The following is a 13,576-nucleotide window of genomic DNA, read 5'->3' on the forward strand; positions in this document are numbered from 1 at the left end:
GGGCTTATTTGTCCTTGGCCTACACGCCGATGTGGGCGGAAAACATGAGCGCCGGTCGTGGCTGGATTGCCTTGGCGCTGGTGGTGTTTGCCAGTTGGCGAGTGTGGCGATTGCTGCTCGGGGCGTATCTGTTCGGGCTCGCCAGCATCCTGCATTTGGTGGCGCAGGGGTTGGGGCTGGCGATGCCGTCGAGCCTGCTGGCGATGCTGCCGTATGTCGCGACCATTGTGGTGTTGGTGCTGCTGTCCCGGGATGCCGTGCGCACACGGTTGTATGCGCCGGTTTCGTTGGGACAGCCGTGGCAGGCCGGGCATTAGCGGAGACTTCAAGGGCCTCATCGCGGGCAAGCCCGCTCCCACAGGTTTCTGTATCGATCAAAAAATCTGTGTTCACCCAAGATCACTGTGGGAGCGGGCTTGCCCGCGATGGCGCCCTAACAGGCAACACCTGAGCAGCGCCCCACGCCAATTCAAAGACCAAGAAAACAACCAGCAATGAACTCGCGCCGTGGAGCAAGGCATACAGCTGCCAAGCCGAAAACAGAAACCTCCCCACCGCGTCATACCGCCCAAACACCTGCTGCGGATCACGAATCCGCAGCACCGCCCACACGCACACAATCGAGCCCAACAAATTCGCCATCAGCATGTGCATCGGCTCGAACGGCGGTAGCTCGCCAGGCAAATTGAAAGTCTGGCTCACGCTCAACAACACGCCATGCAACGCCGCAAAACTCCACGGTGTTACAAAAGCAGCGGTCACGATCAGGTCGTACCACGCACTGCCACGCACCACTTGACGATATTGCGTTGAAGTCCACATTGGCATTGCTCCATAAATTCAGGGAGCAACAAGGCTAAAGCCTGGAGTATGCTCCAGGGTCAAGCCATCTCGAGACATCAAGATGCGCATCGGTGAATTAGCCCAGGCCAGCGCCGTCAGTCGCGACACGTTGCGCTTTTACGAGCAACGCGGATTGATCGCCGCGCAACGCGGCGCCAATGGTTATCGCGACTATCCGGCGGAGATGGTGCAACTGGTGCTGTACATCAAGACGGCTCAGCGACTGGGCTTTACCCTCGGCGAGATCGGCAGCAGCGTCGCCGCGCTGTGGCAGGCACCCGACCCAGCCAATGCCGTGACCCAACTGCTGCAAGACAAACTGAACCTGATCGAAACCCGCATCGCCGAACTCGATGTCTTGCGTCAGGAACTGCAACATCGGCTCGGTCAACAGTGTCCTTTGAGTCAGCACCCTTTAAATCCGTGATTCTCATCCATCAAGGAAGCCATTCATGTCTACGGCAAAAACCGCACTCATCATCGGTGCCTCCCGAGGCTTGGGCCTCGGTCTGGTGAAAACCCTGCTGGCCGACGGCTGGCAAGTCACCGCCACCGTGCGCAACCCGCAGAGCGCCGAAGCCTTGCAAGCGTTGGGCAAGGTGCGGATCGAAAAACTCGACATGGACGATCAGCAAGCGGTCATCGCCCTGAGCCAACAACTCAAAGGTGAAGTGTTCGACCTGTTGTTCGTGAATGCCGGGGTCAAGGGCCCGGAGGTCCAGACGCCGGGCGGAGCGACGTTGGCCGAGGTCGGTCAATTGTTCTTCACCAACGCCGTGGCGCCGATCAATCTGGCCCAGCGTTTTGTCGGGCAGATTCGTGAAGACAGCGGCGTATTGGCGTTCATGAGTTCGGTGCTGGGCAGCGTGACCATGCCCGACGCGCCAGAGCTGGCGCTGTACAAAGCCAGCAAAGCGGCGCTGAACTCCATGACCAACAGCTTCTTCACGCAATTGGGCGAACAGAAACTCACCGTGCTGTCGCTGCATCCGGGTTGGGTGAAGACTGATATGGGCGGTGAAGGCGCGGACATTGATGTGCAAACCAGTACGCGCGGGCTGATCGATCAGGTGAATGCGTATGCCGGCAAGGGCGGGCATCATTTTGTGAACTACAGGGGTGAAAACATTCCCTGGTAACCCCACTGTTCCCTGTGGGAGCTGGCTTGCCTGCGATTGCATCACCTCGGTCTAGCTGAAAGACCGAGGTGCCTGCATCGCGGGCAAGCCCGGCTCCCACAGGGTTTGGCATCGTCTGGACGAGTGAGGCTTGCCCGCGAAGCTTTTTTGTTCGAAACTCCGCACCTCGCCCTCGCGGCGACCCTGGATCAGCAGACAGGGCAACACTGAGCTGGCAACCCTGAACCCAACTTTCAGAGGAGCCGGCCACCATGCCTGCGACCCGTACCTGGTTAAAAAATCCCCTCGCCATTTTCACGGCCAACGCGCTCGATGCCCGTGGCGGTCTGGTGCTGCAAGACGGTTTGATCGTCGAAGTGCTCGCCGCCGGTCAGCAACCCTCCGCGCCTTGTGACCACGTTTTCGATGCACGCGAACACGTGATCCTGCCGGGGCTGATCAACACCCATCACCACTTCTATCAAACCCTGACCCGTGCCTGGGCGCCGGTGGTTAATCAGCCGTTGTTCCCGTGGTTGAAAACCCTCTATCCGGTCTGGGCTCGTCTCACCCCTGAAAAACTTGCCCTCGCCACCAAAGTCGCGTTGGCCGAGTTGCTGCTGTCCGGTTGCACCACCGCCGCCGACCACCATTATCTGTTTCCGGAAGGCCTGGAAAACGCGATCGATGTGCAGGTCGAAAGCGTCCGCGAATTGGGCATGCGCGCCATGCTCACTCGCGGTTCCATGAGCCTTGGCGAAAAAGACGGCGGCCTGCCACCGCAGCAAACCGTCCAGGAAGGCGAAGTGATCCTCGACGATAGCCAACGCTTGATTGCCGCGTACCACGAGCGCGGCGATGGGGCACAGATTCAGATAGCCCTGGCACCGTGCTCGCCGTTCTCGGTGACCCCGGAAATCATGTCCGCCAGCGCCGAACTGGCGAACTCCCTCGACGTGCGCCTGCACACGCACTTGGCAGAAACCCTCGACGAAGAAGACTTCTGCCTGCAACGTTTCGGCCTGCGTACCGTGGATTATCTGGACAGCGTCGGCTGGCTCGGCCCGCGCACCTGGCTGGCCCACGGCATTCATTTCAACCCCGACGAAATCGCCCGTCTCGGCGCGGCCGGCACGGGCATTTGCCATTGCCCGAGTTCGAACATGCGCCTGGCCTCCGGCATTTGCCCGACGCTGGACCTGACCGCTGCGGGTGCGCTGCTGGGTCTGGGCGTGGACGGTTCGGCGTCCAACGATGCGTCGAACATGATCCTCGAAACCCGTCAGGCGCTGTACATCCAGCGGCTGCGTTATGGCGCCGAAAAGATTACGCCGGAATTGGTGCTGGGCTGGGCGACCAAGGGCTCGGCGAGTTTGCTCGGGCGCAGCGATATCGGCGAACTGGCGGTGGGCAAGCAGGCGGATCTGGCGCTGTTCAAACTGGATGAGCTGCGCTTCTCCGGCAGCCATGATCCGGTGTCTGCGCTGCTGCTGTGCGGCGCGGATCGGGCGGACCGGGTGATGATCGGCGGAAAGTGGCGGGTGATCGATGGACAGGTTGAAGGGCTGGATCTGAAAGGGTTGATTGCCGATCATAGCCAGGCGGCTCGGCGGTTGATCAGCGGCGTCTGAGTCGACATAAATCTATTGTGGGAGCGAGCCTGCTCGCGATGACGACGTGTCAGTCAACATTGATGTTGAATGTGAGTCCGCTATCGCGAGCAGGCTCGCTCCCACGGTTTTGTGTAAGGCGTCCGCACCAGTGCATGGCGTGAGTTGGACCTGTTGCACCGGGTTGGCTCTAGTAAGGAATTCAACATCAAAAGATCGCAGCCTGCGGCAGCTCCTACAGGGGTACGCGAAATCATGTAGGAGCTGCCGCAGGCTGCGATCTTTTGATTTTGTTGTCCTGTTGGTCAGCAATTTGCATTGCCCTCCTCCATCTCACAACAAAATGGAGTTCCAGTTCATGCATAAACGTCCGTTGAAGCAGCTGCTTTGCGTTGTCGCCGCAGCCATCGGTCTGAGCGCCAGCCTGACCGCCAGTGCTGCCGACCCGCTGAAAGTCGGCTTCGTCTATATCGGTCCGATCGGTGACCACGGCTGGACGTATCAGCATGAACAGGGACGCAAGGCGCTGGCTGAGAAGTTCGGTGAGCAAATCACCACCAACTACGTGGAGAACGTCGCCGAGGGCGCCGATGCCGAGCGGGTGATCCGCAACATGGCCAAGGACAAGTACGACCTGATTTTCACCACATCCTTTGGCTACATGAACCCGACCCTGAAAGTCGCCAAGCAATTTCCCAAGGTGACCTTCGAACACGCCACCGGCTATAAACAAGACAAGAACCTTGGCACTTACCTGGCGCGTACTTACGAGGGCCGCTACGTCGGCGGTTTCCTCGCGGCGAAGATGACCAAGACCAAGAAAATCGGTTACGTCGCCTCGTTCCCGATCCCGGAAGTCATCCGCGACATCAACGCCATTCAACTGGCCCTGAACAAGTACAACCCGGGCACCGAGATCAAAGTGGTGTGGGTCAACTCCTGGTTCGATCCGGGCAAGGAAGCTGATGCCGCCAATGCGCTGATCGACCAGGGCGTGGACGTGGTGTTCCAGCATACCGACAGTCCGGCACCGATCCAGGCGGCCGAACGTCGTGGCGTGTACGCCGTCGGTTATGCGTCGGACATGGCGCACTTCGGGCCGAAAGCGGTGCTGACGTCTATCGTCAACGACTGGGGGCCGCACTACATTCAGGCGACCCAAAGCGTGCTCGACCACACATGGAAATCCCAGGATTACTGGGGCGGTCTGAAGGAAGGTACGGTTGAGCTGCCGATCAGCGACCTGGTACCGGTTGCGGTGAAAACCGAAGCCGAGCAGATCATTGCCGACATCAAGAGCGGTGCCCTGCATCCGTTCACCGGGCCGATCAAGGATCAGGCCGGCGTGGAGAAAATCCCGGCGGGCGCGACAGCAACCAATGCGGAATTGGCGTCGATGAACTACTACGTCGAAGGCATGAAGGCCGAGATACCGAAGTAACTTAGTCAGACACTAAACCCTGTGGGAGCGGGCTTGCCCGCGATGAGGCCATCACATTCAGCATCATTGTTGACTGTCAATTCGCTATCGCGGGCAAGCCCGCTCCCACAGGGCTCTGCAGTATTTTGTCATTCTGCGTACTCTTCAGGACAATCGCATGAACAGCCTCCCAATCATCGACATCAGCCCGCTCTACAGCGCTGATCAAACCGCCTGGCAATCGATCGCCACCCAAATCGACCATGCCTGCCGCGAATGGGGCTTTTTCTATATCAAGGGCCACCCGATCGCCCCGTCGCGTATCGCCGCAGTGCTCGACCATGCCCAACGTTTCTTCGCCCTGCCCGCCGCTGAAAAACTCAAGATCGACATCACCCAGACCCGCCACCACCGCGGCTATGGCGCCATCGCCACCGAGCAACTCGACCCGAGCAAGCCCTGCGATCTGAAAGAAACCTTCGACATGGGCCTGCACCTGCCGGCCGATCATCCAGAGGTTATTGCGGAAAAACCCTTGCGCGGCCCCAACCGTCATCCGTCTATGCCCGGTTGGGAATCGCTGATGGAGCAACACTACGTCGACATGCAGGCGCTCGCTCAAACCCTGCTGCGGGCCATGACTCTGGCGCTGGGCATTGAGCGCGATTTCTTCGATAGCCGTTTCAAAGAACCGGTCAGCGTACTGCGGATGATTCATTACCCGCCGCGCCACACTGCCAGCACCGAAGATCAGCAAGGTGCCGGAGCTCACACCGATTACGGCTGCATCACCCTGCTCTACCAGGATGCCGCTGGCGGTCTGCAAGTGCGCAACGTGCGGGGCGAGTGGATCGATGCGCCGCCGATCGAAGGCACGTTCGTGGTCAACCTCGGCGACATGATGGCGCGCTGGAGCAACGACCGTTACCTGTCGACGCCGCACCGGGTGATCAGCCCGCTGGGGGTGGATCGGTACTCGATGCCGTTCTTTGCTGAACCGCACCCCGACACGCCCATCGAATGCCTGCCCGGTTGCCAGGACGAACGGCATCCGGCGAAGTATCCGGCCACCACCTGCGCCGAATTCCTGCTGTCGCGTTTCGCCGATACCTACGCCTATCGACGGGAACAGGAAGCCGTGTAATGAACCGGCTGGTCAGGTTTTGCTCATTGTTTCTGCGGGCATCTGTAGAATGCCCTCATTGCACCTGATGAGAATTCAAAAATGTACGACTGGCTGAACGCCCTGCCCAAGGCAGAATTGCACTTGCACCTGGAAGGTTCGCTGGAACCTGAGCTGCTGTTCGCCCTGGCCGAACGCAACAAGATCGCCCTGCCGTGGAGCGACGTTGAAACCCTGCGCAAGGCTTACGCCTTCAATAACCTGCAAGAGTTTCTCGACCTGTATTACCAGGGCGCCGATGTGTTGCGCACGTCTCAGGATTTCTACGACCTGACCTGGGCCTACCTGTTGCGCTGCAAGGCGCAGAACGTGATTCACACCGAACCGTTCTTCGACCCGCAAACCCACACCGACCGTGGCATCCCGTTCGAAGTGGTGCTCAACGGCATCGCCGCCGCACTGAAGGATGGCGAGCAGCAGCTGGGCATCACCAGTGGTTTGATCCTCAGTTTCCTGCGTCACTTGAGCGAAGACGAAGCGCAGAAAACCCTCGACCAGGCATTGCCGTTCCGCGATGCGTTTGTCGCCGTGGGCCTGGACAGTTCGGAGATGGGCCACCCGCCGAGCAAGTTCCAGCGGGTGTTCGATCGTGCGCGCAACGAAGGCTTCCTGACCGTGGCCCACGCCGGTGAAGAAGGCCCGCCCGAGTACATCTGGGAAGCCCTCGACCTGCTGAAAATCCAGCGCATCGACCATGGCGTGCGCGCCATCGAAGACGAGCGCTTGATGCAGCGGATCATCGACGAGCAGATCCCGCTGACCGTGTGCCCGTTGTCGAACACCAAACTCTGCGTGTTCGATCACATGTCCCAACACAACATCCTCGACATGCTCGAGCGCGGTGTGAAGGTCACGGTGAACTCCGATGACCCGGCCTACTTCGGCGGGTATGTCACCGAGAACTTCCACGCGCTGTACACCGATCTGGGCATGACCCAGGATCAGGCCAAGCGCCTGGCGCAGAACAGCCTGGATGCCAGATTGGTCAAACCTTAAAAGCCACCGAATAACCTGTGGGAGCGGGCTTGCCCGCGATAGCGGACTGTCAGCCAACTCAATGTTGAGGCCGTTGGCCTCATCGCGGGCAAGCCCGCTCCCACAGGGACTGTGTTCAGCCGACGATCTCTACTTCGCTCAACTCTTCCAACGTCTTGCCCCGGGTCTCCATCCCGAACATCCACACCACCCCCGCCGCAATCGCAAAACACATCGCCCCCAGCGCAAACACCCCGCCCTGCCCGGTCATCGGGAACACCAGCCCGGTCACCAACGGCCCGAGCAACGACCCCACGCGGCCGATAGCCGAAGCGAACCCCGAACCCGTGGCGCGTGCCGACGTTGGGTACAACTCAGGGGTGTAGGTGTAGAGCACCGCCCACATGCCGAACAGAAAGAACTGCATCAACAGCCCCGAGGTAATCAACAGACTGACATTGCCGCCGAACACCGCACTCTGGCCATAAAGAAACGCCATGACCCCGCCGCCGAGCAATGTCACGACGCACACCGGTTTACGCCCCCAACGCTCTACCAGCCAGGCAGCCATGAGGAAACCGGGAATTCCGCCGAGGGAAATCACCACCGTGTAATACACCGATTGGGTCACGGCAAAACCCGATTGTTGCAACAGTGCGCTGAGCCAGGACGTCAGGCCATAGAAACCCAGCAAGGCGAAGAACCACACGCTCCAGATCATCATCGTGCGCTGGCGATACTGCGCCGACCAGATCTCTCGTAGCGCAGAGAAGAAAGTGCCCGGTTGACTCGCCACCCGGGGCAAACGAATCGGTTCAGGCAAATCCGTACGGCCCAGTGAAGCCCGAACCCGGTCTTCGATGCCGCACAAGACTTTATCCGCCACGTCATGATGCCCGGCCTGCTCCAGCCAGCGCGGTGACTCGGGAATGAAAAAACGAATCGCCAGGACGAACACCGCCGGCACCGCCAACACCAGAAAAATGTCGCGCCAGCCAATCACCGGCAGCAGGAAGTACGACAGCACCCCCGCTGCGACGAAACCGAGCGGCCAAAAACCATCCATCAACGCGATGTAACGCCCACGTCGCTTAGCTGGAATCAGCTCCGACAGCATCGACTGCGCAATCGGAAATTCCATGCCCATGCCGATCCCCAGCAAGACTCGGAACAGCGTCAGCGTTTCGACGTTCTGCGCCGTGGAGCACAGGTAGCTAGCGATGCCCCACAGCACAATGCTCCACTGGAACACTGGTTTGCGCCCGAAGCGGTCGGCCAACATACCGGACAGCGATGCCCCCAGAACCATGCCGAAGAAACTCGAACTGGCCAGCAATCCGGCCTGTGCCGTGCTCAGGCCGAACTCGGTTTTGATCGAGCCGAGTAGGAAGGTCATCATCGCCAGGTCCATGGAGTCGAAGAAAAACGCCAGGGCAATGATGATGAAAATGATGCGGTGATAACCGCTGATGGGCAGCCGTTCCAATCGTTCTGCCGCGCTGAAGCTTCGTGTTTCCATGCCACATTCCCCCAATCCTGAAAGTCCCCGGATCGAGTGTGCGCGATAGCGGCTGGGGATTATTGCTGGATGCGACCTGTCCACAGCTCTGAACGACGCCTGAAACAAATCCCGGACGTCGCACCTCAATGGTCTAAAGCGCCATTTCCAGCTCGGTTTCCTTGGCGAAGCGATGGATTTCCCGTTGCCCCGCAGCGGTGATCTGCAACGCTCGCGAATCGTTGGGCAGGCTCAACCAGCCAGACTGCATGAACAACTGCAACAACGCTGCGCCCAGTGAACCGCCCATGTGCGGGCGTCTTTCGCTCCAGTCCGGGCAAGCGCAAGCGACTCTGCTGTTGCGATGAGCCAGCGCCTGGATGAATACACCGCGTGTTGCCAATTGTGTGGCGCCCTTGTGAGTGATCATGACCCGCTGATCGAGTTGCTCGATCCAGCCCGCATCCAGCAGACGCTGGTAGAGGTCGGCGGCCAGGGTGCCACCCAGATGGTCGTCGCAGAGCCTGGCCCGCAGCAAAGACGAAGGCGCCGCCTGCGGTTTGGCGATAGGGCTGGTGCGTTTGAAAACCTCTGGAATGTCCCGAGGCGCGCTGGCCAGGGTCGCGCTGGCCAAGGCTTCTATCGCGGCGCCGACTTCGGGCGCGGCAAGCCGGAAAAACCGTTTGCGGCCACGGGTTTCGACTTTCAACAGACCTCCGGCGGACAAACGCCCTAAATGCGCACTGGCCGAAGACGGCGACAGGCCGGCCAGCAACGCCAGCTCTTCGGTTTGCCGCGCCGAGCCGTCCATCAAGGCCCACATCATTGCGCTGCGCTTTGGGTCAGCCAGCAATGTGGCGATCTGGCTGATGCAAGGTGCATGTTCCATGTATTCACTCCCTGTTGAATCGTTTCGTCTACTGCTCAGAGACATCTTGACCAGTAATGTGTCGTCGGCCAAGACGCGAAAACCGCCATAAACCGGGCAAAGCCACCCACTCACCCAGGCCATGCTTCGCGGGTACAACGAAGGTCCGGTGATGACCATCGGGTATGACCGAATCGAACCTGAACTCGCCATTGCGAGGTCGACGGTGCGTACATGAGGCGAGCGCTAGTATAAGCGGGTTAACCGCCGGTTCCTGCCCTCGGGGCTCCATTGGTGGTGATAGTTCCTGACAGAAATTTCGCTATTTGCCTGCGACTAATGATCGACATCCGATTTCGCCGGAAATTGACTGCTTATATGAGCGCATCGGCTGGCAAGCATTTCCCGCAAAAGGTTCACCGGCTTACTCAATTGTGCGCGATGCGCGCACAGCAAATTCAGCGGTGCGCGCTCGCAGAGTAGCTCCGGCATCAGCACTTTCAATCGACCGGCCAGCACATCGGCAGCGACATCGAGCCAGGACTTATACGCAATCCCCGCTCCCGCTATGGCCCACAGACGCACAACATCGGCGTCGTCACTAAATCGATCGCCACTGACCGTCAGGCTCACTTCGCGTTTGCCATCGTGGAAACTCCAGTGATCGTGGACCCGGCTGCCGAGCATGAACAACAGGCAATTGTGCTGAGCCAGTTGCTCCAGATGCCGAGGTTCGCCATGCCGGGCCAGGTAACTCGGCGCCGCGCAGAGCACGCGACGGTTTTGCGGGGCGATGGGCAACGCAACCAGGCTCGAGTCTTCCGGCTCGCCATAACGCAGGGCAATGTCCACTGGTTGGCGGAACAGGTCGGCAATGCGGTCGCCCAGCAGCAACCGGACCGTGAGTTTCGGATGCTCGCGCTGAAACTCGTCGAGCCATGGCAACAGCAGGTTGCGACCGAAATCCGAAGGCGCCGACAGCTGCAAAATCCCGCTGACCTGATCCTGCCCGCTGGCCAGCAAGCGGCGGCCCTCATCGAGATTGCTCAAGGCTGCCCGGGCGTATTCCAGAAAGCCCTCGCCTTCAGCGGTGAGACGCAGACTGCGGGTAGAACGGGCGAGCAAGCGCGCGCCCAGTTGTTGTTCGATGCGCTTCAACGCCGCACTGGCCACCGCCGCCGACATATCCATCCCTCGCGCCGCCGCAGACAGACTGCCCAGGTCCGCAGCCCGAACGAACAACTGCAAGTCATCGAAACGCAACATCGCCAGCCCCGATTATCAAAAAAATATTGAAAGAGACTGCTCTTTTAGCGGGTTTTATCTTGCCGGGAAATAACCAATCATCTGTCCCATCGAAATCATTCCCTCTGAGGAACCCACCATGAAAGCCATTGCCTACTACGCCTCCCTGCCCATCAGCGACGAAAAATCCCTGCAAGACATCGAGCTGCCAGAACCGGTCGCCGGCCCGCGCGACCTGTTGGTGGAGGTCAAAGCCATCTCGGTTAACCCGGTGGACACCAAGGTTCGCCAGAACGTCCAGCCTGAAGCTGGCGCGGCAAAGGTACTGGGTTGGGACGTGGCCGGTGTGGTCAAGGCCGTCGGCAGCGAAGTGACCTCGTTCAAGGCTGGCGACAAGGTGTACTACGCTGGCTCCATCGCCCGTGCCGGCGGCAATAGCGAGTTGCATGTGGTGGACGAGCGAATCGTCGGTCACATGCCGAAAACCCTCGGTTTCGCCGAAGCCGCCGCCCTGCCGCTGACCGCCATTACCGCGTGGGAACTGTTGTTCGAGCGCCTGCAAGTGCGCGAAGGCAAAACCGATGAGGGCCAGAGTCTGCTGATCGTCGGTGCCGCTGGCGGTGTGGGTTCGATCCTCACGCAATTGGCCAGCCAGCTCACCGGGCTGAAGGTTATCGGCACCGCCTCCCGTGCACAAACCCAGAGCTGGGTGCGTGACCTGGGCGCCGATCAGGTGATCGATCATAGCCAGCCGCTGAGTGAAGAGCTCAAACGTGCGGGGTTCGAGCAGGTGACCCATGTCGCCAGCCTGACTCAGACCGATCAACACCTGGATCAATTGGTGGAGGCGTTGGCGCCGCAAGGCAAACTGGCGCTGATCGACGATCCGAAGTCGCTGGACGTGACCAAGCTCAAGCGCAAGAGCCTGTCGCTGCACTGGGAGTTCATGTACACCCGCTCACTGTTCGAAACCGCAGACATGATCGAGCAGCACAAACTGCTCAACCGCGTCGCCGGGCTGATCGATGCGGGCACGCTGAAAACCACGGTCGGCGAGCACTTCGGGACCATCAACGCTGCCAACCTGCGGCGTGCCCATGAGCTGTTGGAGAGCGGCAAGTCCAAGGGCAAGATTGTGCTTGAAGGGTTCTGAAGAGTAGGAGCTGCCGGAGGCTGCGATCTTTTGATTTTGCTTTTAAAAACACAAGACCAAAAGATCGCAGCCTTCGGCAGCTCCTACAGGGGCGGGTGATCTTTTGCCGTCAGTCAGAGAATTGACCGTTGTCACAATTGCGATCGTATTCAGGTCTACAATCGAAAGCTCTGCGAACAATCTTTTATGTGATGTCTTTTACGAGACGTCTTTTACAAGAGGAGATCAGCAATGAAGATCCTGATAAAAGAAGTGGCAACATCCCGCTGGCAGGTCCGCCTGGATCAACACGCTGTGACGTTCCGCAGTGAAGCCGAAGCCTTGGCCTTCACTAAAACGCTTGAAGCGCGCTTGCACGCGCCCCATCAGTTTCCCGACCGTCAGCAGCGCGCTGCTGGCTGAGTCCGTCCTCAGACCTGGGCTTGTGTCAGCGCCCGGGCATTTTGCAAACGTCGGGTGAGCGTTGCTGCGCTCACCACCAGAATCCCGCACAGGCTGATGACCATGGCCATCGGCATGGCGCTGCCATCATGCAAAACCCCCACCAATGCTGCGGCCCCGGCGGCAACGCTGAACTGCAGGCAACCGAGCATCGCCGAGGCACTGCCCGCCCGCGCGCCCTGCCCGTTCATGGCGCAGGCCGAGGCGTTGGGCACAATACAACCCAGGCTGGCGATGCAGAGGAAAAGCGGAATCAGCAACGGCCACAACTGCGCGGTGTGCAACGCGCTGACCGCCAACAGAGCCAGACCGCCCGCCAGATAGAGCCAGACGGTACGCGCCAGTAAAAAGGCCGGACCGCGCTTGGCCAGCATCCGGGCATTGACCTGGGCCACCAGAATGAACCCCGCCGCGTTAATGCCGAACAGCCAGCCGAAATGCTCGGCCGGCACGCCATAGAGTTTGATGAAGACAAACGGTGATCCGGCGATGTAGGCAAACATCCCGGCGATGGCGACACCGCCAGTCAGGGCATGGCCGAGGAAGATCGGGTCCGCCAGTAACCGACCGTACTGACGCAGCGCGCCCGACAACGGTTGGCGCGGCACATGGGCCGGCAGACTTTCCGGCAGCCCGAGGGCCACTGCCAACCCTGCCAGCGCACTGAAACCAGTCAACACGAGAAAGATCGATTGCCAGCCAGTCGTGTTGACCAGCAACCCGCCCAGCATCGGCGCAAGAATCGGCGCCAGGCCCATCACCAGCATCAACTGCGAAAAGACCTTCGCCGAACCCACCGCATCGCATTTATCGCTGACCACCGCCCGCGAAATCACCATGCCTGCGCAACCACCCAGCGCCTGAACGAAACGTGCGCCAATCAGCCACTCCAGAGTCGGCGCATAAGCACAGGCCAATGAAGCGGCGGTGAACAAGCCGAGCCCTGTCAGCAAGGGAATCCGCCGTCCAAAGCGATCCGCCACCGGGCCGTAGGCCAGTTGGCCAATGGACAGGCCGAGAAAATAGGCCGCCAGGGTCAGTTGAACGTGTTTTTCGTCGGTGCCGAAAGCGAGCGCCATCGCCGGGAATGCCGGCAGATAGAAATCGATCGCCAGCGGACCGAAAGCGCTCAAGGCGCCGAGAATCAGGATTGTACGGAGGTTCATCAGGCGTCCAGGTTAGGCATGCAGGTTGGCCATGGATCGGCAGGCCAACAGTCTAG

The 13,576-nt window shown here is 59.9% G+C and carries 13 protein-coding genes and 1 pseudogene; 9 read left to right on the forward strand and 5 right to left on the reverse strand.

Annotated features, from left to right (window positions below; translation table 11 throughout):
- Window positions 1–317, forward strand: a pseudogene (locus F6R97_RS11035) (ABC transporter permease); the annotation flags it as partial.
- A gap of 82 nt (window positions 318–399) precedes the next feature.
- Here F6R97_RS11035 and F6R97_RS11040 read toward each other — a convergent pair.
- Window positions 400–822: a hypothetical protein gene (locus F6R97_RS11040; RefSeq protein WP_048396209.1), complete on the reverse strand. Its 423-nt coding sequence runs from the start codon at window positions 820–822 to the stop codon at window positions 400–402.
- Window positions 823–904: 82 nt separating this feature from the next.
- Between F6R97_RS11040 and F6R97_RS11045 the strand changes: the two genes are divergently transcribed.
- The 6 genes from F6R97_RS11045 to F6R97_RS11070 all read left to right on the forward strand — a co-directional run bounded on the left by F6R97_RS11045 (window position 905) and on the right by F6R97_RS11070 (window position 7,170).
- Window positions 905–1,270: a MerR family transcriptional regulator gene (locus tag F6R97_RS11045; protein WP_048396208.1), complete on the forward strand. Its 366-nt coding sequence runs from the start codon at window positions 905–907 to the stop codon at window positions 1,268–1,270.
- A 25-nt stretch (window positions 1,271–1,295) separates the two neighbouring features.
- Window positions 1,296–1,982, forward strand: coding sequence for an SDR family oxidoreductase (locus F6R97_RS11050; protein ID WP_315866529.1), 687 nt, complete (start codon window positions 1,296–1,298; stop codon window positions 1,980–1,982).
- Between the two features lie 251 nt (window positions 1,983–2,233).
- Window positions 2,234–3,592: an 8-oxoguanine deaminase gene (locus F6R97_RS11055; RefSeq protein ID WP_315866530.1), complete on the forward strand. Its 1,359-nt coding sequence runs from the start codon at window positions 2,234–2,236 to the stop codon at window positions 3,590–3,592.
- Between the two features lie 337 nt (window positions 3,593–3,929).
- On the forward strand, window positions 3,930–5,012 hold the full coding sequence (locus F6R97_RS11060; RefSeq protein ID WP_315866531.1) for a BMP family ABC transporter substrate-binding protein: 1,083 nt from the start codon (window positions 3,930–3,932) through the stop codon (window positions 5,010–5,012).
- A 157-nt stretch (window positions 5,013–5,169) separates the two neighbouring features.
- Window positions 5,170–6,135, forward strand: a complete 966-nt coding sequence (locus F6R97_RS11065; protein ID WP_315866532.1) for a 2-oxoglutarate and iron-dependent oxygenase domain-containing protein — start codon at window positions 5,170–5,172, stop codon at window positions 6,133–6,135.
- 81 nt (window positions 6,136–6,216) lie between these two features.
- Window positions 6,217–7,170, forward strand: a complete 954-nt coding sequence (locus F6R97_RS11070) for an adenosine deaminase (protein WP_038978824.1) — start codon at window positions 6,217–6,219, stop codon at window positions 7,168–7,170.
- 115 nt (window positions 7,171–7,285) lie between these two features.
- Here the strand turns inward: F6R97_RS11070 and F6R97_RS11075 are convergent, their stop codons facing one another.
- The 3 genes from F6R97_RS11075 to F6R97_RS11085 all read right to left on the reverse strand — a co-directional run bounded on the left by F6R97_RS11075 (window position 7,286) and on the right by F6R97_RS11085 (window position 10,781).
- Window positions 7,286–8,668 carry an MFS transporter gene (locus F6R97_RS11075; protein WP_315866533.1) on the reverse strand — a complete coding sequence of 461 codons (1,383 nt, stop codon included), beginning with the start codon at window positions 8,666–8,668 and terminating at the stop codon, window positions 7,286–7,288.
- A 133-nt stretch (window positions 8,669–8,801) separates the two neighbouring features.
- Window positions 8,802–9,536, reverse strand: coding sequence for an ArsR/SmtB family transcription factor (locus F6R97_RS11080; RefSeq protein ID WP_048396202.1), 735 nt, complete (start codon window positions 9,534–9,536; stop codon window positions 8,802–8,804).
- A 315-nt stretch (window positions 9,537–9,851) separates the two neighbouring features.
- Complete coding sequence (locus F6R97_RS11085) at window positions 9,852–10,781, reverse strand: LysR family transcriptional regulator (protein WP_038978821.1); 930 nt, start codon at window positions 10,779–10,781, stop codon at window positions 9,852–9,854.
- 118 nt (window positions 10,782–10,899) lie between these two features.
- Here F6R97_RS11085 and F6R97_RS11090 point away from each other — a divergent pair, with 118 nt between their 5' ends.
- Window positions 10,900–11,913 carry a zinc-binding alcohol dehydrogenase family protein gene (locus F6R97_RS11090; protein ID WP_038978820.1) on the forward strand — a complete coding sequence of 338 codons (1,014 nt, stop codon included), beginning with the start codon at window positions 10,900–10,902 and terminating at the stop codon, window positions 11,911–11,913.
- A 231-nt stretch (window positions 11,914–12,144) separates the two neighbouring features.
- Window positions 12,145–12,315, forward strand: coding sequence for a hypothetical protein (locus tag F6R97_RS11095; RefSeq protein WP_167344822.1), 171 nt, complete (start codon window positions 12,145–12,147; stop codon window positions 12,313–12,315).
- An 8-nt stretch (window positions 12,316–12,323) separates the two neighbouring features.
- On the opposite strand, the gene F6R97_RS11100 is transcribed toward F6R97_RS11095, so the two are convergent.
- Entirely contained in the window at window positions 12,324–13,520 is a 1,197-nt protein-coding gene (locus F6R97_RS11100; protein ID WP_038978819.1) for a multidrug effflux MFS transporter, read from the reverse strand.
- Window positions 13,521–13,576 lie beyond the last annotated feature (56 nt).

It is taken from the genome of Pseudomonas sp. JV414 (assembly GCF_032424305.1).
Taxonomy (GTDB): Bacteria; Pseudomonadota; Gammaproteobacteria; order Pseudomonadales; family Pseudomonadaceae; genus Aquipseudomonas; species Aquipseudomonas lini.

Bases quoted from the DNA above. Each gene is read 5' to 3' on its own strand.
- F6R97_RS11040 (WP_048396209.1), bottom strand. From the start codon at position 822: ATGTGGACTTCAACGCAATATCGTCAAGTGGTGCGTGGCAGTGCGTGG.
- F6R97_RS11045 (WP_048396208.1), top strand. From the start codon at position 905: ATGCGCATCGGTGAATTAGCCCAGGCCAGCGCCGTCAGTCGCGACACG.
- F6R97_RS11050 (WP_315866529.1), top strand. From the start codon at position 1,296: ATGTCTACGGCAAAAACCGCACTCATCATCGGTGCCTCCCGAGGCTTG.
- F6R97_RS11055 (WP_315866530.1), top strand. From the start codon at position 2,234: ATGCCTGCGACCCGTACCTGGTTAAAAAATCCCCTCGCCATTTTCACG.
- F6R97_RS11060 (WP_315866531.1), top strand. From the start codon at position 3,930: ATGCATAAACGTCCGTTGAAGCAGCTGCTTTGCGTTGTCGCCGCAGCC.
- F6R97_RS11065 (WP_315866532.1), top strand. From the start codon at position 5,170: ATGAACAGCCTCCCAATCATCGACATCAGCCCGCTCTACAGCGCTGAT.
- F6R97_RS11070 (WP_038978824.1), top strand. From the start codon at position 6,217: ATGTACGACTGGCTGAACGCCCTGCCCAAGGCAGAATTGCACTTGCAC.
- F6R97_RS11075 (WP_315866533.1), bottom strand. From the start codon at position 8,668: ATGGAAACACGAAGCTTCAGCGCGGCAGAACGATTGGAACGGCTGCCC.
- F6R97_RS11080 (WP_048396202.1), bottom strand. From the start codon at position 9,536: ATGGAACATGCACCTTGCATCAGCCAGATCGCCACATTGCTGGCTGAC.
- F6R97_RS11085 (WP_038978821.1), bottom strand. From the start codon at position 10,781: ATGTTGCGTTTCGATGACTTGCAGTTGTTCGTTCGGGCTGCGGACCTG.
- F6R97_RS11090 (WP_038978820.1), top strand. From the start codon at position 10,900: ATGAAAGCCATTGCCTACTACGCCTCCCTGCCCATCAGCGACGAAAAA.
- F6R97_RS11095 (WP_167344822.1), top strand. From the start codon at position 12,145: ATGAAGATCCTGATAAAAGAAGTGGCAACATCCCGCTGGCAGGTCCGC.
- F6R97_RS11100 (WP_038978819.1), bottom strand. From the start codon at position 13,520: ATGAACCTCCGTACAATCCTGATTCTCGGCGCCTTGAGCGCTTTCGGT.